Origin of the sequence: Chitinophaga sp. CF418, from assembly GCF_900142925.1 — a bacterium.
Lineage (GTDB): Bacteria > Bacteroidota > Bacteroidia > Chitinophagales > Chitinophagaceae > Chitinophaga.
In genome coordinates, this window is record NZ_FRCN01000010.1 from 262,073 (window position 1) to 282,925 (window position 20,853).

Annotated in this window: 20 protein-coding genes; 7 read left to right on the plus strand and 13 right to left on the minus strand. The window is 45.2% G+C overall.

The window, feature by feature from the left end; translation table 11 throughout:
- Nucleotides 1-128: 128 nt before the first annotated feature.
- The gene (locus tag F3I09_RS22110) at nt 129-968 is read left to right on the plus strand and encodes a hypothetical protein (RefSeq protein WP_149697225.1); all 840 of its coding nucleotides are present in this window, start codon (nt 129-131) and stop codon (nt 966-968) included.
- A 365-nt stretch (nt 969-1,333) separates the two neighbouring features.
- On the opposite strand, the gene F3I09_RS22115 is transcribed toward F3I09_RS22110, so the two are convergent.
- Entirely contained in the window at nt 1,334-2,731 is a 1,398-nt protein-coding gene (locus tag F3I09_RS22115) for an arginine decarboxylase (protein ID WP_149697226.1), read from the minus strand.
- Nucleotides 2,732-2,962: 231 nt separating this feature from the next.
- A complete protein-coding gene (locus F3I09_RS22120; RefSeq protein WP_149697227.1) occupies nt 2,963-3,598 on the minus strand; it encodes a WbqC family protein in 636 nt (211 codons plus the stop codon).
- 338 nt (nt 3,599-3,936) lie between these two features.
- Between F3I09_RS22120 and F3I09_RS22125 the strand changes: the two genes are divergently transcribed.
- Nucleotides 3,937-4,392, plus strand: a complete 456-nt coding sequence (locus tag F3I09_RS22125; RefSeq protein WP_149697228.1) for an LEA type 2 family protein — start codon at nt 3,937-3,939, stop codon at nt 4,390-4,392.
- A gap of 80 nt (nt 4,393-4,472) precedes the next feature.
- Here F3I09_RS22125 and F3I09_RS22130 read toward each other — a convergent pair whose 3' ends face one another.
- On the minus strand, nt 4,473-4,844 hold the full coding sequence (locus F3I09_RS22130) for a heavy-metal-associated domain-containing protein (RefSeq protein WP_149697229.1): 372 nt from the start codon (nt 4,842-4,844) through the stop codon (nt 4,473-4,475).
- Between the two features lie 68 nt (nt 4,845-4,912).
- A complete protein-coding gene (pyrE, locus tag F3I09_RS22135; RefSeq protein WP_149697230.1) occupies nt 4,913-5,560 on the minus strand; it encodes an orotate phosphoribosyltransferase in 648 nt (215 codons plus the stop codon).
- 39 nt (nt 5,561-5,599) lie between these two features.
- On the opposite strand from pyrE, the gene F3I09_RS22140 reads away from it, so the two are divergent.
- Nucleotides 5,600-6,226 carry an NUDIX hydrolase gene (locus F3I09_RS22140; protein WP_149697231.1) on the plus strand — a complete coding sequence of 209 codons (627 nt, stop codon included), beginning with the start codon at nt 5,600-5,602 and terminating at the stop codon, nt 6,224-6,226.
- A 43-nt stretch (nt 6,227-6,269) separates the two neighbouring features.
- Here the strand turns inward: F3I09_RS22140 and F3I09_RS22145 are convergent, their stop codons facing one another.
- From F3I09_RS22145 to F3I09_RS22160, 4 genes are read right to left on the minus strand one after another with little or no spacing between them, the layout of a single operon-like run.
- Nucleotides 6,270-6,704: a hotdog fold thioesterase gene (locus tag F3I09_RS22145; RefSeq protein WP_149697232.1), complete on the minus strand. Its 435-nt coding sequence runs from the start codon at nt 6,702-6,704 to the stop codon at nt 6,270-6,272.
- 43 nt (nt 6,705-6,747) lie between these two features.
- Complete coding sequence (gene coaD, locus F3I09_RS22150; protein ID WP_149697233.1) at nt 6,748-7,221, minus strand: pantetheine-phosphate adenylyltransferase; 474 nt, start codon at nt 7,219-7,221, stop codon at nt 6,748-6,750.
- 6 nt (nt 7,222-7,227) lie between these two features.
- Complete coding sequence (locus tag F3I09_RS22155) at nt 7,228-7,779, minus strand: RsmD family RNA methyltransferase (protein ID WP_149697234.1); 552 nt, start codon at nt 7,777-7,779, stop codon at nt 7,228-7,230.
- Nucleotides 7,770-8,645 (minus strand): DUF3822 family protein, encoded by an 876-nt coding sequence (locus F3I09_RS22160; RefSeq protein WP_188133912.1) that lies wholly within the window; start codon nt 8,643-8,645, stop codon nt 7,770-7,772. The genes F3I09_RS22155 and F3I09_RS22160 overlap by 10 nt, the downstream gene beginning before the upstream one ends.
- Nucleotides 8,646-8,700: 55 nt before the next feature.
- Here F3I09_RS22160 and F3I09_RS22165 point away from each other — a divergent pair, with 55 nt between their 5' ends.
- Nucleotides 8,701-10,032 carry an MATE family efflux transporter gene (locus F3I09_RS22165; protein ID WP_149697236.1) on the plus strand — a complete coding sequence of 444 codons (1,332 nt, stop codon included), beginning with the start codon at nt 8,701-8,703 and terminating at the stop codon, nt 10,030-10,032.
- Nucleotides 10,033-10,036: 4 nt separating this feature from the next.
- On the opposite strand, the gene F3I09_RS22170 is transcribed toward F3I09_RS22165, so the two are convergent.
- From F3I09_RS22170 to F3I09_RS22185, 4 genes are all read right to left on the minus strand, one after another.
- Nucleotides 10,037-10,792: a hypothetical protein gene (locus tag F3I09_RS22170; RefSeq protein ID WP_149697237.1), complete on the minus strand. Its 756-nt coding sequence runs from the start codon at nt 10,790-10,792 to the stop codon at nt 10,037-10,039.
- Between the two features lie 112 nt (nt 10,793-10,904).
- Entirely contained in the window at nt 10,905-11,255 is a 351-nt protein-coding gene (locus F3I09_RS22175; RefSeq protein WP_149697238.1) for a dihydroneopterin aldolase, read from the minus strand.
- 78 nt (nt 11,256-11,333) lie between these two features.
- The gene (gene trxB, locus F3I09_RS22180; RefSeq protein WP_149697239.1) at nt 11,334-12,281 is read right to left on the minus strand and encodes a thioredoxin-disulfide reductase; all 948 of its coding nucleotides are present in this window, start codon (nt 12,279-12,281) and stop codon (nt 11,334-11,336) included.
- Between the two features lie 231 nt (nt 12,282-12,512).
- On the minus strand, nt 12,513-13,370 hold the full coding sequence (locus tag F3I09_RS22185; protein ID WP_012793808.1) for an RNA polymerase sigma factor RpoD/SigA: 858 nt from the start codon (nt 13,368-13,370) through the stop codon (nt 12,513-12,515).
- A 326-nt stretch (nt 13,371-13,696) separates the two neighbouring features.
- On the opposite strand from F3I09_RS22185, the gene F3I09_RS22190 reads away from it, so the two are divergent.
- From F3I09_RS22190 to F3I09_RS22200, 3 genes are all read left to right on the plus strand, one after another.
- Nucleotides 13,697-14,719, plus strand: coding sequence for a low specificity L-threonine aldolase (locus tag F3I09_RS22190; RefSeq protein WP_149697240.1), 1,023 nt, complete (start codon nt 13,697-13,699; stop codon nt 14,717-14,719).
- 71 nt (nt 14,720-14,790) lie between these two features.
- Nucleotides 14,791-17,436, plus strand: a complete 2,646-nt coding sequence (locus tag F3I09_RS22195; protein WP_149697241.1) for a valine--tRNA ligase — start codon at nt 14,791-14,793, stop codon at nt 17,434-17,436.
- Nucleotides 17,437-17,497: 61 nt separating this feature from the next.
- Complete coding sequence (locus F3I09_RS22200; protein ID WP_149697242.1) at nt 17,498-17,983, plus strand: hypothetical protein; 486 nt, start codon at nt 17,498-17,500, stop codon at nt 17,981-17,983.
- Here the strand turns inward: F3I09_RS22200 and F3I09_RS22205 are convergent.
- Entirely contained in the window at nt 17,980-20,787 is a 2,808-nt protein-coding gene (locus F3I09_RS22205) for a hypothetical protein (protein WP_149697243.1), read from the minus strand. The genes F3I09_RS22200 and F3I09_RS22205 overlap by 4 nt on opposite strands.
- Nucleotides 20,788-20,853: the final 66 nt, after the last annotated feature.

Below are 20,853 nucleotides of genomic sequence, written 5' to 3' on the forward strand. Positions count from 1 at the left end.
TTCCCCTCCCTTACCGGGAGGGGATTTTTATTTTTACCCCACTAGCACGAATTTCCCAAATAATTCACACAAACGTTTAAGAACGAAACTGTTTTTATAGGATAATTTGCCATACAACTATATGGGCTATGCCGCAACTGTTAAAAAAAATATATATACTGGCAGTTAAAATCTACCGCAACACTGAGAATGCGGTGATTGGCAATACTTTACATATTTGTATTGATTCCAGGGAACGATGCAATGCGAGGTTATTATTTGATTACCTGTTCTTTCACCTGTTACTTTTAATCCCAGTATCCCTCATTGGCTTGTACACACATAATACAACGGAACTGTTACTGATAGTCGCCTTTGTGATCTCCCTGGGGGGCTGTCTTATAATGGTCCGGAACGGGGTACCGGTCAAAACGGTGAGCATCATAGCAGCCTTTGTGACATTCATCATGCCAGCCCTTTGCTCATTTTTCAATAACCAGGATCTGTCTCTCCGATACTCAATGATATGGGTACTGAGTATCCTGTTCTGTTATATTACCACTAATATAGCAGCAACACTTGCACTTGGCGGACTACTTTGCAGCTATCTGAGCCTGGTGGCCTGGATGAAAGTGAATAGTATAACGACCTACGTGATGCCCGGTTTCACTCCGGAACAGAGTTTTATTTTTACTCCCGTGCTTGCGGGTTTTTATATCATATTCCTTATCAGGGTGTTAGGCGCTCATTACCGGAATATATTCAGGTCAGAACATGAGCGTACACTGCAGAAACAAAAGCAGCATTCCTCTTTGCTGAGCCAGCACCTTACAAAACAATTCATTATTCTTAAAGGACTTTCACGTTCAGGAAAATCCAAATACCTTGATGGAAACAAGGAATTGCTGGAAGCCTGCCTGATAGAAATTGAAAAACAGTGTGAAAGTGCCATAGACTACCTGGACAATGGCCCGCACCTGGAAAGTTAACGCCTAAGTCCGGCGCATACACTTCCGTGTGAGGGCTTGGTAATGATGGTAAGGAACTTTTACAAAAATTACAACTTTCGGGTATTTCCCACCTTTCTGAACCGCCTTACCTTTGTCATGTAAACAAACAGGGTCCTATTCTCCCTATACACCAACTGATTCTCTTTCTCCCTATACACCACACCTTTTTATCCCTTCCTGGTCTTATTTTCCTATATGCTTTTGATGGTAAACCTATGCCTTGAAATGGCTCTTCTGCATAAGGGGAGCTTTTTTTATTTTATGCGGGCCAACCTGAACGATATAAAAATGAAAAACCCCGCGAGAAGTCGCGGGGTGTGTCAGTGGATTACTAACCCATTTTTTTAATAACCCAAAATCTTTAACATACTCTGGGCGGTCTGTTCCTTGGCATACAGCCAGTCTTTCAGCTGCCCGTTTTTGTCATATCCAACGATCACATGCTTGGGGGATGGTATCAGACAGTGTTTGATACCGCCATACCCGCTCAGCTGGTCCTGGTAAGCACCGGTATGGAAAAAGCCAATATAGAGTGGCTCCTCTCCGGATAACTTTGGCAGGAATACAGCATTTATGTGTTCTTCAGAAGTGTAAAAGTCATAACCGTCACAAGTCAGCCCTCCAAGGTGGACCTCCTGGTATTCCTGATCCCATTTATTGATCGGGAGCATCAGGAACTTCTCACCTATTCCCCAGGTATCCGGCAAAGTGGTAATGAAAGAACTGTCGATCATATACCAGTTTTCCCTGTCGTTCTGCATCTTTTCCCCTACCACACTATAGATCACAGCACCACTCTCTCCTACAGTAAAGGAACCGAATTCAGTATAGATATCAGGTACCGGCACCTTGTTCTTCTTACAAACACTCTTAATATTGGCAACAATCTCATTTACAATGTAGTTGTAATCGTAATCGAAGCCCAGGGAATGTTTGATCGGGAATCCGCCACCTATATTAATACTATCCAACTCAGGACAGATTTTCTTTAACTGGCAATACAGGTTCAACACGCGGTTAAACTGGCTCCAGTAATAGATATCGTCCTTAATACCCTTGTTCATGAAAAAATGCAGCATTTTCAGCTCAAATTTTTCATTCCCCTTCAATTTATCCACATAGAACTCCAGCACATCGCGGGAACGGATACCTAATCTGGACGTATAAAAGTCAAAGGTTGGTTCTTCTTCTGCCGCAATACGCAGCCCCAGTTTCACCTTATCCTTTGAACGGATGAATTTCTGATAGTCTTCCAGCTCCTCTTTGTTATCCAGCACAGGGATCACATTACGGAATCCGGAGTTGATCAGACGGGCAATCGCTTTTGTATATGGTTTGGTCTTGTAACCATTACAAATCACGAAAGTGTCCTTGTTGATCTTCTTCCTCTCATATAACTTGGTAATAATATCAATGTCGTATGCGAAAGAAGTCTCGATATGTATATTATGCTTCAGCGTTTCCTCCATTATAAAGGAGAAATGCGAGCTTTTGGTGCAATAACAATAGTAGTAGTTCCCATCGTACCTATTCTTCTTAATTGCATCCTGGAACATTTTCTTTGCCTTATTTATCTGCATTCCAATCTTTGGCAAATAAGTCAGCTTGAAAGGTGTCCCGTACTTGTCGATTAAAGCCTTGATATTGACCCCATTAAACTCCAGGTAGCTATCCTGTACATCAAATCCTTCCTGCGGAAACTCGAAGGTTTGGTTAACGAGATCTGTGTAGGTGCTGTTCATTTAAACCTATGAAACATTTTAAGGATTAGTAAAAAGCAATCACAACCCTCGCTGGAAAACTCCTGGTTTACACACCTACGTCAGTTCGAAACCCAGCAAAATTGGTTGCAAAGCTAAATATTTTGTCCAATTGGCCGGGCAAAAACTTTCAATTTTTTTTAAATGGTTAGATATTATGCTAAAACGTTACATATCAAGCGATTGATGCTAAATACATATGTTATTTTTATATTATCTAAGCAGCTCTATACTTCGCTTTCCTTCACAGAAAATCAGGTCCAGAATACTCATATCCGGAAGGAAACCAGCCCTTTCCTGAAAGACCTGGGTATAGCGTACTGTATCTTCGTCTACCTGCTTTTGCGTCGGTTGCAGGATATCCCTTGCATCAGTAATACCCTTACCGGCCTCATATACTTTATGATACTCATCCGTAAAGGTGATAGGGGACGTAACACCTATTATTTTATTAGCCCATTCCAGACACATCAGGTTCCAATCTAACAGGTAAGATACCTCTTTGGTAAAGAGCCTGCCCAGCTCATCCTCATAATATTCAAACCAGGGAGAACGGCGGTAAGCAGACACAAGCGTCTTCCAGTGCAGGGCCTGCCATCTTTCATCATTACTGATCCTGACATCCTTCATGACAGTTCTCTGATTCTTCCCGCGGGCCAGGGGAACACTCAAAAGTATACTTCCGTTCGGTCCGGCTATATAACACCGGTTACGAAAACTAACCTTCTGATAGTGTTCATATCTTTCTATCAATAATATATCGTGGTTAATTAAAGTTTTATAAAAGGAAATGTTCGGAAAATATTGTGATTCAATAAGTAATGTCTTCTTATTTGTCTCAGCTGCCATATCGTCAAAAATTGGTGTTTTAGAGCTAAAAATATATGTTTCAAGCAGTTGAAAAGTTTACCTTTAATTAACTGATAAGCAGATTTAATTTCCTGATAAACAATTCATAGAAAAATTATAAATATGCTATCCCTATTAGCAATGAAGCATTTAAAGTAAAAATTCAGATGCCCGCAAATTTACTAAACTATTTAGTAGCATTTCAGTTCATTTTTACCCTTTTTTTCACTTGAAGTAAAATGTTAAGTGGTGGTTTTGAGGCCGTTAAAACTTTCCTAATTCCCAGTCCGCCCCTTGGCGATCTATTCAGTTTGCCGTAGGTTTGATAAAAATTTGTCATGAAATTTTTCAGACTGGGTATATTAATTATGACAATTTGGGGCGTAGTTAGTTCATGCGAAAAGGCAAAAGATCTGGAATTTGTCAGAGTAGCCGGAATCAATTTTGACAACCTTGGCTTCTCCAAAAGTATCGTACGGCTGACCCTGGCTTACTATAATCCTAACAATTTTAAACTGAAACTGAAGGATGCTTCCTTCGATCTTTTCTTTGACGATACCCCGGTCGGACACTCCGTTCAGGATACCATGATCGCCATCCCGGCAAGAGATACTTTTTATTTCCCGGTAAAACTGGAGGTGAACATGGAAAATGTCTTTAAGAATGCTTTAGGCGCCCTCATGAATAAAGAGGTAACCATTAAGGCAACGGGAAATTGTAAAGTAGGTAAAGGAGGAGTTTATCTGCCGTTTCCCATAAAATGTGAAACAAAACAGCCACTCAAGTTTTTCTGATCATAACCGTGTAAAAACTAAAAAAGGCCTCGTTGCTAAGCAATCGAGGCCTTTTCCTTTTAATACACTTTGAAGTAAGTTTAGTGCTTCTTGTTTTCTCCGCCACCATCTTCCGGCTTTTTACAGCAGGTAGGCAACTTAGCATAAGCTTCTTCGTTTGCAGTTACATTGTCTGCGTCATACCCCGCATTGGCAATAGCCGTCTTTACGTTTTCTATATTGGTACGATCACTGAAAAATTTCACGGTAGTAATACCTTTTTTGAAATCCACCTTAGAGGTCTGTACACCCTCTTCTCTGGAAAGGTATCTTTCTATGCGATTTTTACATTGTTCGCACTGCACTGTCGGGGTGCTAATCTTGGCAGTTACCAATGTGCCTTTTTTTGCCTGGCCCATGGTTACGCCGATACCCGCAAATAATAATACCATTACAAGTTTAACGATACGCATAAGTTACTTTTTACGATCCTAATATAGTAAATACTTGTTAACTGAAACACGTTTTGGTAAGAACGGTACTATACCGCAGGCGCTGCGTTCCATTTGTCAGGAGCGTTCCTCCAGGCCTCCAGGGTAGCCTGCTCGTCTGCTGATACCAATCCTTTCTCCACCGCCAGCTCAATCAATGCGCTGTAATTGCTCAAAGAATAGTAAGGCACTTTCGCAGCTTCAAATGCTTTTACCGCCACATCAAACCCGTAGTTAAAAATGGAAACCATTCCGATCACTTCCCCTCCTGCCGCACGGATCGCATTCACAGCTTCCAGGCTGCTCTTCCCGGTGGAGATCAGGTCTTCCACTACCACAACAGGCTGTCCCGGCTGTAATACCCCTTCTATCAGGTTACCCATGCCATGCTCTTTCGCCTTCGCTCTTACATATATAAAAGGCAGCTTCAGCTGGTCAGCTACCAGTGCACCCAGGGGAATACCTCCCGTAGCTACGCCTGCCAGCACCGCCGCATCTGCAAATGTTTCAAATACCACATTGCACAACTCGGATTTTACATAATCCCGCACATAGGGATAAGACAAAATCTTACGGTTGTCGCAATAGATAGGCGACTTCCAGCCGGATGCCCATGTAAACGGTTCTGACGGCCGCAACTTTACCGCCTGTATCTGTAATAGCTTTTCTGCTATCTGTTTTTCGCTGATCTTACTCATAGGTAGCAAAAATACTTAATTACAGATTATTTTTGCTCCATGCAAAAAGATACAGTCATTTATCTCAACGAGCGTCCGCTGGTCATTACGGCCACTCACCAGGGCATTCCTGCAAAGTACACAGACGCACCATTATACACAGAGCCGGATGCGGCTACTATAGAATCGGTATTACAGGCTTTAGAAACTGAAAAATCAGAAGCCGCGATTTTTATCCACCCGGATACAGCCGCGTTGGTTGAAACCGTAAAAGGCTATTTCCGGGTACTGGTAGCGGCCGGCGGCCTGATCACCAACCGGGAAGAGGAAGTATTACTGATGTTCCGCCGTGGCAAGTGGGACCTGCCCAAAGGCAAACGGGAAAAAGGAGAAACCCTGGAGATCGCTGCTGTCAGAGAAGTAGCAGAAGAAACAGGCTTGCACACCATCGAGCTGGAACACAAGATTGGGGAAACTTTCCATTTCTATACCACGCGGGAAAAAAAGACCCTGAAACATACTTACTGGTACAAAATGAAGTTTACCGGTACAGAACTGACCGTTCCGCAGATAGAAGAAGATATTATTGATATTCAGTGGATCAAACCGGAACATCTGGGTAAGTATCTCAAATTCTCTTACCAGAATATTGTAGATGTATTTGAAAAAGAAGGTTACGCTGTCTGATGCCGCAGGGCTTAATGCTATATGTCCATACAGGCATCCGGCATTAAGCCTTTTTATCTCTTATCGCCACCGTTAAGCGACTGATACACACCAGTTTATTATCATCATCACAGATACGGATATCCCATACATGGGTGGTTGACCCGATATGCAATGGCCTGGCTATAGCATGTACATACCCCTCCGAAACGCCTTTAATATGATTTGCATTGATATCCAACCCTACGCAGATCTGTTTCTTATGATCAATAATCAATGAAGACGCCACACTACCCACCGTTTCCGCCAGGGCGGCAGACGCGCCTCCGTGCAGAAGTCCATACGGCTGCTTAGTCCTGCCATTGACAGGCATGATCATCCGCAGATAATCAGGACCAATCTCTGTAAACTCCATACCAAGAAAACTTGCCATGGTATTTGCTCCGATTTCATTCAATTGGTCCAGGGAAACATCCAGAGAGTGCCAGATTGGTTTCATGTGCGATGACGCTATTAAAGGTTAAGAATGGATTCTGCGAATGTCACGCTTTTTTTAACTCCCTGATAATATTTTCGGGTAATAACTGGGAGGCATCGCCCCCGTATTTCAGTACATCCCGCACCAGTGAGGAAGCCAATGTTGAATAACGGGGCGAACAGCTCAGGAAAATAGTCTCAATACTACTGTCCATCATACGGTTTACATCGGCGATCGCTTTCTCATATTCAAAATCACCTATACTGCGTATACCCCTTAATATAAACTGAGCGCCGATCTCCTTACAGCTTTTGATAGTCAGCCCCTCGTAGGAGATCACCTTTACTTTGGGCGTATGACTGTAAATATCCCGGATCCATTGCATTCGTTGCTCCAGGGAAAACATAGGCGTTTTGGCTGAATTGACTCCTATCCCTACCACTATTTCATCGAAAAGGTCCAGCGAACGGTCTATAACATCAGTATGCCCCAGCGTGATCGGATCGAATGTACCGGGGAATAAACAAATACGTTTCATGCCAGTTTATTTTTTCAGCTCCTCTCTATTTATAAAGATCGAAAAGATGGTGGTACCATAATTACGCTCCGTACGGTAGTAAGAGTAATTTTTATAGTTATTGCGGGGAGTATGTTCCAGCACAAACCAACCCTCGGGCTCCAGCAACTGCTTTTCAAAAATGATCAGCGGCAACTGATCTATTGTAGTCAGGGCATATGGAGGTCCCGCAAATATAAAATTGAACTTTTCAGTGCACTGCTCCAGGTATTTGAACACGTCCATACGCTGCAGCTTCAATGGCACCTCAAGTATTTTGGCGGTTTTCTTGATGTAATCGGCCATCTCAGGATCTTTCTCCACAATGGTCAGATCGGTTACGCCCCTTGATGCCAGTTCGTAGCTGATGCTGCCTGTTCCTCCGAAAATATCCAGGGTCTTCAGTGAAGGAAAGTCCAGGTTATTCTCCAGGATGTTAAACAGCCCACCTTTTGCAATATCGGTAGTAGGCCGGGTATGCGGCATATTTGCCGGCGGCTGGAACCTCAATCCTCCCTTTTCTCCCCCGATTATACGCATAATGCCATTGCATAAAGGTTATTAAAATAATAGCCGGGAATCTCTTCCATCTTGGGAATATAACCAAAACCCGGCAGGCGCGGCATCCATTCCAGTTTGGGAATGAAGCGGCGTAATTCTTCATGGATCTGTGAATCGGATGTTACCGCCCCTCCCACTTTCACTTTCACCAGCTGCTCATCCAGGCCTGTCTGACGCAGGATGTTCACCAGGTGATATACCACATCCAGACCTGTCTGGCTGGTTACGTCCTGCTGTATCAGCAATTTTCCGAACCGGAATATGGTCAACGAGAATTTATGCTGCTGGATATCCACATAGGCTACCCCGTTCAGCTCCAGAAAATCACTATCAAAACGGTATGATTTCAGTAGTCCGGTATTGGCGTGGATCACTTTATCAGTAGAAAACTCTTTTCTCAGGTATCCCATTACATCCTTGTCAACGGCATAGATGTTCACCAGTTGCTGGTCTGTCAGCACGTCTGCCAGCACCAGTTCCTGCGTTTGTTCAGGATAGATGACATGCAGGTAATCTTTCTTTAAAGCTGGATTGTAATGCTGTTCCGGTACCAACGTATTGTTCACCCCGTCAAAAGCCAGCTGTACCAGGTTAAAGTTGGTAAATAACAACTTGTCGGCATCGAATATCTGTTCGATCATCTGCAGGTCTGCCGTGGCGGTCTTCTGCGGCAGGAAGTGGTAAGACTTCAGGGCCAGAAACTTTTTAATGGCCGGATTATATACCACATAACTGAACGTTCCCTTTCCAATTAGCACCAGCAGTTGGCAGGAGGTAAGATCAGTTTCAAGCAGAGAAGTATCATCAGCTGCAAAGGCAGGATGAATATTGTACGTCACAGACATTAGTAATACATTAGATATGGCACAATAATAACCAAAAAACGTGACTTTTGCTCCTATGCAATTTGAAGTAACTACCCGGCAGATTATAAAAATAGCCGCTCCTATATGCCTGGCACTCATTATTCCACAGATAAATCACATGACAAATACCGCTTTCCTGGGTCGCCTGGGAGAGTTCGAACTGGCGGCCAACGGCATTGCCGGTATCTATTACCTGGTGATGTACATGGTAGCCTATGGCCTGAATAACGGTCTGCAGGTGCTGATAGCCCGCCGTGCCGGACAATTGAACACCAGGGGTATCGGGCAGTTATTCTCCAACGGACTGGAACTCGGATTGCTTTCTTCTTTTCTTGTGATTGCCATTACCCTGTTGCTGGCGCCCTGGTTCTTTGCCCACAGTCTTCATAACCAACAGATATATGAGGCAGCCCTGTCTTTCATCCGTATCCGGATCTGGGGACTGCCTTTTCTCATGATGCTGAGTATGGCCAACGCCTTTTATATCGGCAGCGGCAACTCTAAAGTATTGGCTGTCACATCACTTTGCCAGGAAATAGTCAATATCTTTTGTGATTATGTGCTGATCTTTGGTAAATTCGGCCTCCCCGCCCTGGGGCTGAACGGAGCCGCCTATGCCTCCGTAATTGCAGAAAGTACGGGTATGCTGGTGGCCTATAGTATTCTTTTCGGAAGAGGATTTCACAAACGTTTCTACCTGTTTGACCACCTGAAACCTTCCTGGCCAATCTTTCGCAGTATCCTTTCCATATCCGCCCCGCTGATTGTCCAGTTCCTGTTCAGCATTGGCAGCTGGTTCGTGTTCTTCATTTTCATCGAACACCTGGGAGAAAGGCCTCTGGCCATTTCCAATATGCTGAGAAGCATCTTCGGATTCTTTGGTGTATTCACCTGGGCCTTGAGCGCCACCTGCAACACGATGGTCAGCAATGTGATCGGTCAGGGGAAAGAGGAACAGGTATTCAGGGCTATCCGCAAGATCGCTGGTATGAGCCTGCTGTGTGCTTTTATCGTGTGTATACTGGTTAATCTGTTTCCATCCACTATCCTGCAGATCTATACAACCGACATAGTCCTGATCCGTGAGGCCATTCCTTCTGTGAGGATCATTACACTGAGCACCCTGCTCATGGCCATTTCCGGCGTAGCGCTGAGTGGGGTGACCGGCACCGGCAATACCCGGATCAACCTGGGAATAGAATTAGCCGCTGTGATCGGGTACCTGTTATATTGCAGTATTGTAGTGGAACGCTGGCGCAGCCCATTGCATATCGCCTGGCTGGCAGATTTCATCTACTGGACCATCATTTTTGGATTGAGCGCCTGGTATCTGAAAAGCGGGAAATGGAAGGCGAAATCGATCTGATAATCTATTCAAGATCTTCCAGCATCTTTTTACAAGATGATTTGATATTGAGATCGTCCTGGTAAATAGGGCGTAATGTTACCGCTTTGCGCAATACTTCAATACACTTTTCCAGTTCATCGTTCTCTTTATAGGCTTTGGCCAGTTCGAGATAATTGGGCAGGAACGAAGGGTCCATCTTACGGCATTTCTCATAGTTAGCAATGGCGTCCTGTAATGTGGCTTCCGGCATACCGCCAAACAGCATTTTGGCAGCGGCTTTTTCCAGGGTATTCATATTCGCTACTTCATAATTCCATTTACCGAGCACATGATAAGCCTTTGCATATTTGGGATTGAACTTGATAGCCAGTTCCGCATATCTTTTCACTTCCTTGGAAGCGGCGACCTTTTCTTTGGCTCCTGATGCCAGGGCTATACGGCCGATGGCTACTGCCATTACATAATTGGCGTCCGCATTTTCCGGCGCCAGCTTCAGCGCCTGTTCTGCATAACTTTTCGCCTCGGTATAGATACGGCTTTTTTCTTCCTTGTCCGTCGTACGGAATCCCTCACGTGAGCACAACTCACTGGCGCCTGTCAGGGCAGCAATATTGTCAGCCTGTACTTTCAGGGCGTCTTTATATAAAGAAAGCGCGGCAGCGTCTTTCATTTGTTTTTCCAGCTGTCTGGCCTGGTCAACCATCTCATCGGCAGTCTGGGCGAAGGAAACAGCAGATACAAGGAATAAAGCAGCAGATGCAAATACCTTAATAAACATAGGGCAGAAGTTTACACATATTATAATAACTAAATTTAATGCTTTATCGACAGATAATTTATACCGGAAAACAGTGAATCTGTAAAAAGCAGGGGGCTGGGGAGCTCTTTTTTTAGTAGTTCTTTTCGAGCGTAACCACCGAATTACGGATGGAAGCGCCCATGGGAGGGTTCATTTTACGTAGGGAAACAACCGATCGCTGGATTTCGGGATACTTATTCTTAATGGCGTCGCTCATATTATAAACCACCTGTTCCAACAGAGGCTGGGGAACGGCCATGACCTTCTTTACGATATTATAAAGTCCCTGATAGTTAACCGTTTCGGAAATATTGTCAATGTGGTGAGTCCCGGGAATGGTCACATACACATCTACAATAAAATCATTTCCAATAATACGTTCTTCCGGGTATAAACCGTGGAAAGCATGAAAATGTGCTTGTTCTACGCCAATGGTAAGCATACAGGTCTAAATTAAAAATCAGGAATGAAAACCGGAAAGATACCGCCATTCATTCCTGATCATTTATTAATTATTTGATTACTGGTGTTCTAATGCAGATAAATATCTTTCTGCGTCCAGTGCAGCCATACATCCGCTGCCGGCAGCAGTTACTGCCTGACGGTAGATCTTATCCTGTACGTCGCCGCAGGCAAATACGCCTTCCAGGTTGGTACGGGAAGTACCGGGTACAGTTTTGATATATCCCTGCTCATCCAGGTCCAGGTAGTTTTTGAAGATATCTGAATTGGGCTGATGACCGATCGCTACGAAGAAAGCACTGACAGGTACGGTTGTTTCCTCATTCTTGACAGTATTCAGCAGTCTTACCGCTTCTACCTTATTTTCTCCCAGTACCTCCTGTGTTTCTGTATTCCAGTAAACCATGATATTGGAAGTTTTCAGTACGCGGTCCTGCATGACCTTAGATGCACGCATTTCATGGCGACGTACGATCATATGTACGTTAGTACACATTTTAGACAGGTAGAGCGCTTCTTCGGCGGCAGTATCACCTGCACCTACGATAGCCACTTCTTTACCACGGAAGAAGAATCCGTCGCAAACAGCGCAGGCAGAAACACCGCTACCGTTCAGACGTTGTTCGGAAGGCATTCCCAGCCATTTGGCGGAAGCGCCTGTAGCAATGATCACAGCATCTGCGGTCATTACTTTCGATTCGTCGATCGTTACCTTATATGGTTTGCTGCTGAAATCCACGGAAGTGGCCAGGCCAAAACGGATGTCCGCTCCCATGCGGGTTGCCTGTTTTTCGAAATCTACCATCATTTCCGGTCCCTGGATCCCTTCGGGATAACCCGGATAGTTTTCTACCTCTGTTGTGATGGTTAGCTGTCCTCCCGGCTGAATACCCTGGTACAATACAGGTTTAAGATTCGCTCTGGCGGCATATATAGCGGCAGTATAACCTGCCGGTCCGGAACCTATAATCAATAAATGTACATGTTCCTGTTGGTTAGTTTCCATGCTTACTATGTAATATTATAATGATCGTTTATGAATTCCTGTATCCTGAATGCGCACATGACAACTTAGAATTTAGCGTGGCCATGCGGCATGCAAAAATACATTTCCCCATAAAATAAAAAACACCGGCTATAAAATATACAGCCGGTGCGTCTATAAGAATAGTATAGATCTATGATTTGAATGGCAACTGTCATTGCCTATCTCTTCGCTTGAACTCTTCCTGCGGAATTAACCCAGGTAAGATTTCAGTGCTCCGCTGTAGCGGGCTTTTTGCAGCCTTTTGATGGCGCGTTCTTTGATTTGACGAATTCTTTCTTTTGTAAGATCGTACTTCTGACCAATCTGTTCGATCGTAGCTCCGTTCTCTCCATCCAGACCAAAGTATGCGTTTACGATTTCCGCTTCACGTGGACTGAGCGATTTCAGTACACGGCGGATCTCTTCACGCAGTGAATCACGCATTACATCATCATCAGTAATATCTCCACCTTCCAGCAGGTCGCCCATAGCCACATCTTCTGCTTCGTGTACCGGAGCATCCAGTGACATGTGACGGGTATTGCTTTGGAAAATGTTATTGATCTCTGATTCAGACATTTCCAGGATCTCTGCTAACTCCTCAGTTGATGGTTCTCTTTCATTCTCCTGTTCAAATGCCATGTAGGCTTTATTAGCTTTATTGTAAGTGCCGATTTTATTTTGCGGCAGACGAACCAGACGGCCCTGTTCTGCTAAAGCCTGCAGTATGGATTGACGAATCCACCAAACAGCATAAGAAATGAATTTGAACCCTTTCGTTTCATCGAATCTTTGCGCAGCCTTGATCAACCCGAGATTGCCCTCGTTAATGAGGTCGCTGAGGCTAAGCCCCTGGTGCTGATATTGCTTTGCTACTGATACTACGAAACGAAGGTTTCCTGTAGTTAAACGTTCAAGAGCCTTTTGGTCACCCATCTTAATGCGCTGCGCCAAAACGGTCTCTTCCTCAGGTGTTAACAAAGGGATCTTTGAAATCTCCTGCAGGTATTTTTCTACCGCCTGCGAATCACGGTTTGTGATCTGGGTGGCAATTTTAAGTTGCCTCATATTGAAAGTTTATTAGTTTATAAATTGAATAACATCAAAAGATTTATTTTGTTGAGATATTTTAAATAATTATCTTACAACCTATTCAACTCCTCCAATATTATCGTTTTAACAAATTAGCCTGCAAAGATCGTGCTAATACCCCATACTGCCAAATCCTTCTCAAGCCAAATAATTAGTATAACAAAGTACTCCATATAAACGATATTTAATAGCCCTTTATTAGGTATTTTTGACGCTTTAATTAAATTTTAACAATTGATAAGTAATCAACTTCAGATTATTAACTTCACTAATTTATTGTTCAATACATTGCAAATTCTTCAATGATGATTATTGATTTCAGGAGTGATACATTCACCCGGCCCACCCCCGGTATGCTCCGGGCTATGTCAACTGCTTCCACCGGTGATGATGTATACGGGGAAGATCCTAGTGTAAACCAACTGGAGAGCATTATGGCAGCCTATTTTGGGAAAGAAGCTGCCATGTACTGCCCTTCCGGCACAATGAGCAATCAGATAGCCATTAAAGTTCATACCCAGCCGGGCGATGAGGTCATCTGCAGCGACCTTGCCCACGTCTATATATATGAGGGCGGTGGTATCGCCTTCAATGCCGGTGCACAGGTACGCGCACTCGAAGGCGACCGTGGCATGATCACCGCCGCACAGATTGCCGCTTCCATCAATCCTGATGATGTACACAAAGCCACCACCAGCCTGGTTTGCCTGGAAAACACCTCCAACCGTGGCGGCGGCTGTTGCTACGATATGGAAGAGATCAACAGGATCAAAAATGTCTGCCGCGATAACAATCTTAAACTCCATCTCGACGGCGCCAGATTGTTCAACGCACTTGTTGCAACCGGCGAAAACCCAAAGACTTATGGTGAACTGTTCGACAGCATTTCCGTGTGTCTGAACAAAGGAATGGGTTGCCCCATGGGCTCAGTGCTGCTGGGAAGCGCTGCCTTTATCAAATCTGCCAGAAGAATAAGAAAAAAGCTAGGTGGCGGCTTACGGCAGGCTGGCTATATGGCAGCTACCGGACTTTATGCCATGGAACACCATATTGCCAGATTGGCAGAAGATCATCACAACGCTAAACAACTCGCCAAATATCTCCTGCAGAAAACCTTTGTGGGTCACATGCTACCAGTGGAAACCAACATCCTCATCTTCGATGTACAGGACGCCTGGACGCCCAAACTGTTTGCCGACTACCTGAAAAAAGAAGGCATTCTCGTAACGCCGATATCTGAAACACAGGTAAGAATGGTAACCCACCTGGACATCACCCCGGAAATGGTGGAAAAGACCTGCGCTGTCATTTCACAGATGGAATAACTATAACCGACATCGTTCTAATCGGTTATTCTCTTATTTTTGCACACTTATATAAATGACATATCGCAAGCATGGAACTTTCAAAAAATTATACGCCTGCTGCTGTTGAAGGCAAATGGTACCAGCACTGGATGGACAAAGGTTATTTCCGTAGTAAACCGGACAACCGTCCCCCCTTTACCATTGTGATCCCTCCTCCTAACGTGACTGGTGTGCTGCACATGGGCCATACCCTGAACGAAACCGTACAGGATATCCTCATCCGCCGCGCACGTATGAGTGGCTATAATACCTGCTGGGTACCCGGCTCTGACCATGCTTCCATCGCTACCGAGGCAAAAGTGGTGAATATGCTCAAAACCGAGAAAGGTATTGAGAAATCACAGCTCACCCGTGAAGAATTCCTCAAATACGCTTTTGAGTGGAAAGACAAGTATGGTGGCATCATCTATAGCCAGATCAAAAAACTGGGTTGCTCCTGCGACTGGGACAGGGTGACTTTCACCATGGATGATCATTATTACCAGGCAGTTATAAAGGTATTCGTTGACCTGTACAATAAAGGACTGATCTATCGCGGCGCCCGTATGATCAACTGGGACCCGAAGGCAAAAACTGCCCTCAGCGATGAAGAAGTGCAGTACAAAGACCTGCAGGGTAAACTTTACCATGTGCAGTATGCTATTACTGATTCTGAGAATAATCTGACCGGCGAATACATCACCATCGCAACACAACGTCCCGAAACCATCATGGGAGATACCGCCATCTGCGTAAATCCTGATGATGAACGTTATAAACACCTGGCAGGTCATTTTGCCATCGTGCCGCTGGTGAACCGCAAGGTACCTGTCATCTTCGATACTTATGTAGATAAGGAATTTGGTACCGGCGCCCTGAAAGTAACGCCTGCACACGATATCAATGACTATAACCTGGGTCTGAAACACAACCTGGAAGTAGTGGATACCCTCAATGATGATGGTACACTCAGCCCTGCTGCCGGTGTATTCATTGGCGAAGACCGCTTCAAAGCCCGTAGACTGGTAATTGCTACCCTCCAGGAACAAGGCCTGCTGGTAAAAGAACAGGAATACACTACCCGCCTCGGTTACAGCGAACGTAACCCCGAAACGGTAGTAGAGCCCCGTATCAGTACCCAGTGGTTCGTGAAGATGGCAGAACTGGCCAAACCAGCGCTGGATGCAGTAGTAAATGGCGATGTGGACATCCATCCCGGCGACCGCTTCCTGGCTACCTATAAATACTGGATGGAGAATGTGAAAGACTGGTGTATCTCCCGTCAGCTCTGGTGGGGACAACAGATCCCCTCCTTCTATGCGCCGGATGGTACTTTCGAAGTAGCCCAGAATATAGATGCTGCTATCGCACAGTTTAAAGCAAAAGGCTTCAGCTATACCGCTGCCGACCTCCGTCAGGATGAAGACTGTCTTGATACCTGGTTCTCTTCCTGGCTGTGGCCGATGGAAGTATTTAATGGTATTTCCCAGCCTGACAATGACGAGATCAACTACTATTATCCTACCAATGTACTGGTAACCGGACAGGATATCATTTTCTTCTGGGTAGCCCGTATGATCATGGCAGGCTTGGAATATAAACAGGTAAAGCCTTTCAGTGACGTATACTTTACCGGGATGGTAAGGGATAAGCAGGGTCGTAAGATGAGTAAGCAGCTGGGTAACTCCCCTGATCTGCTGGAGCTCATCGACCGCTTTGGCGCTGACGCCGTTCGTTTCGGTATCATGATCTCCTCTCCTGCCGGTAATGACCTGCTGTTTGACGATGCCAGCTGTGATCAGGGCAGTAAATTCGCCAACAAGTTCTGGAATGCCCTGAAACTGGTAAAGATGTGGGAAGGCAATCTTGCACCTAACAGCAATACCGGGGCTGACCATTTTGCTGTAAAATGGTTCGAAAGCAGGCTGAATGAAGTAAAACAAGAGGTGGCAGAACTGTTCAAAGATTTCAAGCTTAGCGAAGCCCTGAAAGCACTCTATGGCCTGATCTGGACAGATTTCTGCAGTTGGTACCTGGAATGGGTAAAACCTGATTTTGAGCAGCCATGTGATGCAGGGATCTACAACAAAACCGTTTATTTCTTCGAAGAGCTGATGCAGTTGTTGCATCCATTCATGCCTTTTGCAACGGAAGAGGTTTATCAGAAACTGCGTGAACGCAAGGAAGGCGATGATCTGATCATCAGACAATACACTGCACCTGCCGCTTCAGAAGCTGGTATCCTGGTACAGGGCGACCTGCTGAAAGAAGTGATCACCAGCATCCGCGACGCACGTAACAAACACCAGATCAAACCGAAAGATGAAATAGGCCTGCATATCGACACACTGCAGGAAGCTGCCTTCAAACAGATCGAAGGTATGCTGGCCAAACAGGTGAACGCGAAATCCATTAACTATACAAAGGAGCCTGTTGGCGGTTGCATTACCCTGGTGGTACAGAAAGACAAGTTCTACCTGGAAACTGAAACCGTACTTGATCCCGCTGCTCAGAAAGATCAGCTGGAGAAAGACCTGGCCTACCTGCAGGGCTTCCTCGTATCGGTAGAGAAAAAGCTGAGCAACGAAAGATTCGTCCAGAATGCCAAACCGGAAGTGGTTGATGCTGAACGGAAGAAGAAAGAAGATGCCGAGGCTAAGATCGTAGCCATTACGGAAAGTTTAAAATCATTATAATTTTCAGGATCGCCCGGACGTTAACTAATCCGGGCGATTTTTTTATATCCCTTATTCTACTATGCGTAAATGTTATTTAATATCAGGTTTACTGTTGCTGTTTACAAGTCTGCCGGCACTGGCACAGACTGGCAAACCGAAAACACCTGCTGCTAAAAAACCGGCTGCTGCCAAAACCACTGCACTCCGGTTCAGAAGCACCTGGGGCATTTTCCTGAGCGACTCCCTCCCCCGCCCTGAGATCATGAAACTGCTGGACTCTCCACTGGTGGTAAGGGATGAAAAGAATAACAAATATCCTGTGGTATCCTTTGACTTCACCTACGAAAGAAAAGAACCCTACCTGAATGATACTACCGGCAAACCCGGCTTCTACACCGATTTTGTAGGCGACTCCTTTAAAGGGGACAGGCTCCCTGCCTTTTGGGTAGAGCGTATCAAGGAAATGCTGGAAAGGAATGAAGTATTCTACTTTGATAATATCCTCATCAACTATACAGGAGATAAGCTGTACAGAGCGCCTAAATTAAAATTCAACGTTCGTTAGTAATTAAACAGCTGCTGCAATGGCAGAATAAATGCGAACCTTTGAGATGCATTATCCAGCGGATCTTTGTCGAAGAGATGGCTGTAACGCAGACCAAAGGTGAAAGGGAGCACATTGCCTATTTTGGTATCAAAGAATAGCTCCCCACCAGCAGAGGTATATTGTGTACTTGTTGCAGATATAAAATTATATGCCCTGCTGTAATCGTAGAACACATTACCACGGATCCGCATGAAATACAGCAACTGTGCAAAGCCCCAGTCAGGGTACACGATAGGGAAATGATAGTTCACACCCAGTTTATAGATATGCTCGTAGAACGGTTCGTTGTATCCTCTGGCATAAGCGAAATTATCTGTAAAGGAATAATTCCTTGACGTATCCCGTTGTTGCCAGGCGCCCTGCAATACCAGGCTGTGATTGGCAAACAAGCCAGGCAGATACAGGTCAAACCTCGCGAACAATTGCTCCGCAAACACATTTGACAGCGAACGGTTATACTGCAAAGCAACATATTGTCCGAAATGAGAATAGATGTTCTGTCTTGCCCTGATGCGTTGGTTATTAAACACGAGCGTATTGCCGATATATTGTATTGCCGGATTGCGAAAGCGGAAATTACCCTGCGGATATCTTTCCAGGTAATGATACATGGAAGACACTGACAGGCTGCGGCTGTACAGGCCGGACGAAAGGTTCAGCGGTATCGTGAATCCCCCGTGCAGATCCATTTCCTTCCAGTACAAACGACCTTTGTTAGAAAAAATATCTGATCGGTTGAAGGTATATTTCGCTCCTGCCTGCAGGTAGGGGAACCAGGCCCCATAGATGAAATCGCCCGTAAATCCTGAGCTTCCTTCGTTGCGGTTATACGTATACCCTATAGCGGTAGACGCCGTATTCAGGATATTATCGCCATACAGGGTGAGACTGTAATCAGGATCATCGAAAGTAGGCAGCCAGCTGTGAAAGTTGAACAGGTTGGTTCCCTTGGCGTATTTTCTTATGTCATACTGCTCATGCGGTACCTTGTCGAGTATGTTACCACCTTCCTGAAAGTCAGGCTTCAGCCAGGTGCTATGATAGTTCCTGCCGGTATCGATCTGTTGCCAGCTACCCGGCGTCAGCGGTGTAGCATATAAAGCATATCCCTGGGTACCAAAAGCGCTATATACGACCTGTTGTGAACGATCGTCAATGGCAGCATGTACGACACTGTTAGGATGTGCTGTCACCTGGTAGACCTTTTTGTCAGACAGGGTAAGAGCATACACATTATCGGCATCCTTATACGCAGCTGTGTAATACACGGTATCCTGCCTGATGACAGGAATGCCCAGCACGATATAACTGAACGGTGTCAGCTCTTCGGTTTCGCCTGTGGCCAGTGACTGACGGATCATAGCCATTTGTCCGCGGTCATTGCGGACGTTGCTGATCACCCATTGCTCATCAGCAGAAAATTTAGGATAGGTATAATACCAGTTATGCGGATTGGGCAATGTTGATATTACGGCGCCGGTCTGTCCGTCCAGCAGTTGCAGGCTATATTGCTGTGAGGTCAATGTCACTGCCACAATGATCCGTTTGCCATCTGCGCTGATATCAGGAGAAAAATAACGTGTCAGATGTGTCAGTGTACTGGTATGACCAGTGGCCATATCGTAGGTCTTCACTATTGAATAGTCTTTCCAGGACCAACGGGGATGAAAGCGGGCTTCCGTCCATACCAGCCTGCCGTTGCGATAACTGAAATAGTCATCGAAGTTCATACCAGGGCGCGTCACCAATTGCTGATTGCCGGTGCTGTCCAGCAGGTAAAAACCAGGCACCTTGTTATAGGCATCCTTATATACAACCCATTCACCAGGTTTCACCGGGTAAATGTATTTGTAGTTGGTGACCGTTTGAGGAGCTTCCAGCAAGGCTTTGCCGGGTTTGCTTTCCTGTGTGGCGTAATTATTCCAGAGCGGCTGATATTCCTGCAACATAGCGTTGTAAAAGCCGGTCACATTATACCCGGTGCGTTTTTTCAGGCTTTGGGAGAAAGAGTAGAATATGCCACGGTAGCGTACCGCATCGGTAGTTACATCTTTCCAGAAAGTGCGGCCATAATGTTCACGGCCATATACAGACATCAGGTATCCCAGTGGATAATGGTTGGGGGTGAAGTCTATATAGGAACCGTTCCTCATTTTCATGTAGCTGTAGTTCTTATGCTCCAGCGACAAGGCCCTGAAACCGTCAAAGAAGGAAGGCAGTCTGCCTCTTCCCTGCGCACTTAAAGCTGTTTCCATTGTAACAGCATCTCCTTCCCAGAACCAGTTGGGTACTGCTATGCTGGTAGCTGCCGCTAATCCCATTTCTCCCAGTACAATGGATACTGCTTTAGATACCCCCTGGTTGAAATTACGGTTTTGTAATACGTGACGGTATTCATGTATCGCCAGCTGGTCTTCCCATTTCAGCGATCCGAGGTCTGAGGAGTTGGGTGGCGGAGTAAGATAAAATTCCGAGCGGAAAGGCCCCAGTTGCACATAACCGTTAGATTCCAGTGTCTGGTTCTGTAATACAATGCTGACCTTTTTATTTCTGTTCCCGATAGAATACCGGGTATATCTGTCCAGGTAATGCACGAGATCTGCTACCCGCTGGCCTTGTTTTTCCAGTCCTGCCGGGAATATGATACGCGCAGTGTCGTTGTTGATCTGGCGCCATTTCAGGGAAGGAGGATTGCCACCGAATGATTGTGCCAATGCGGTAAAGGGGAGTACTAAAAACAGTAGGCACGAAAACGTCTTCATAATCAATTGCAGGTATAATCAAACAATATACGGAAATAATGGAGAACGCTGCATGCAAAACGAAGG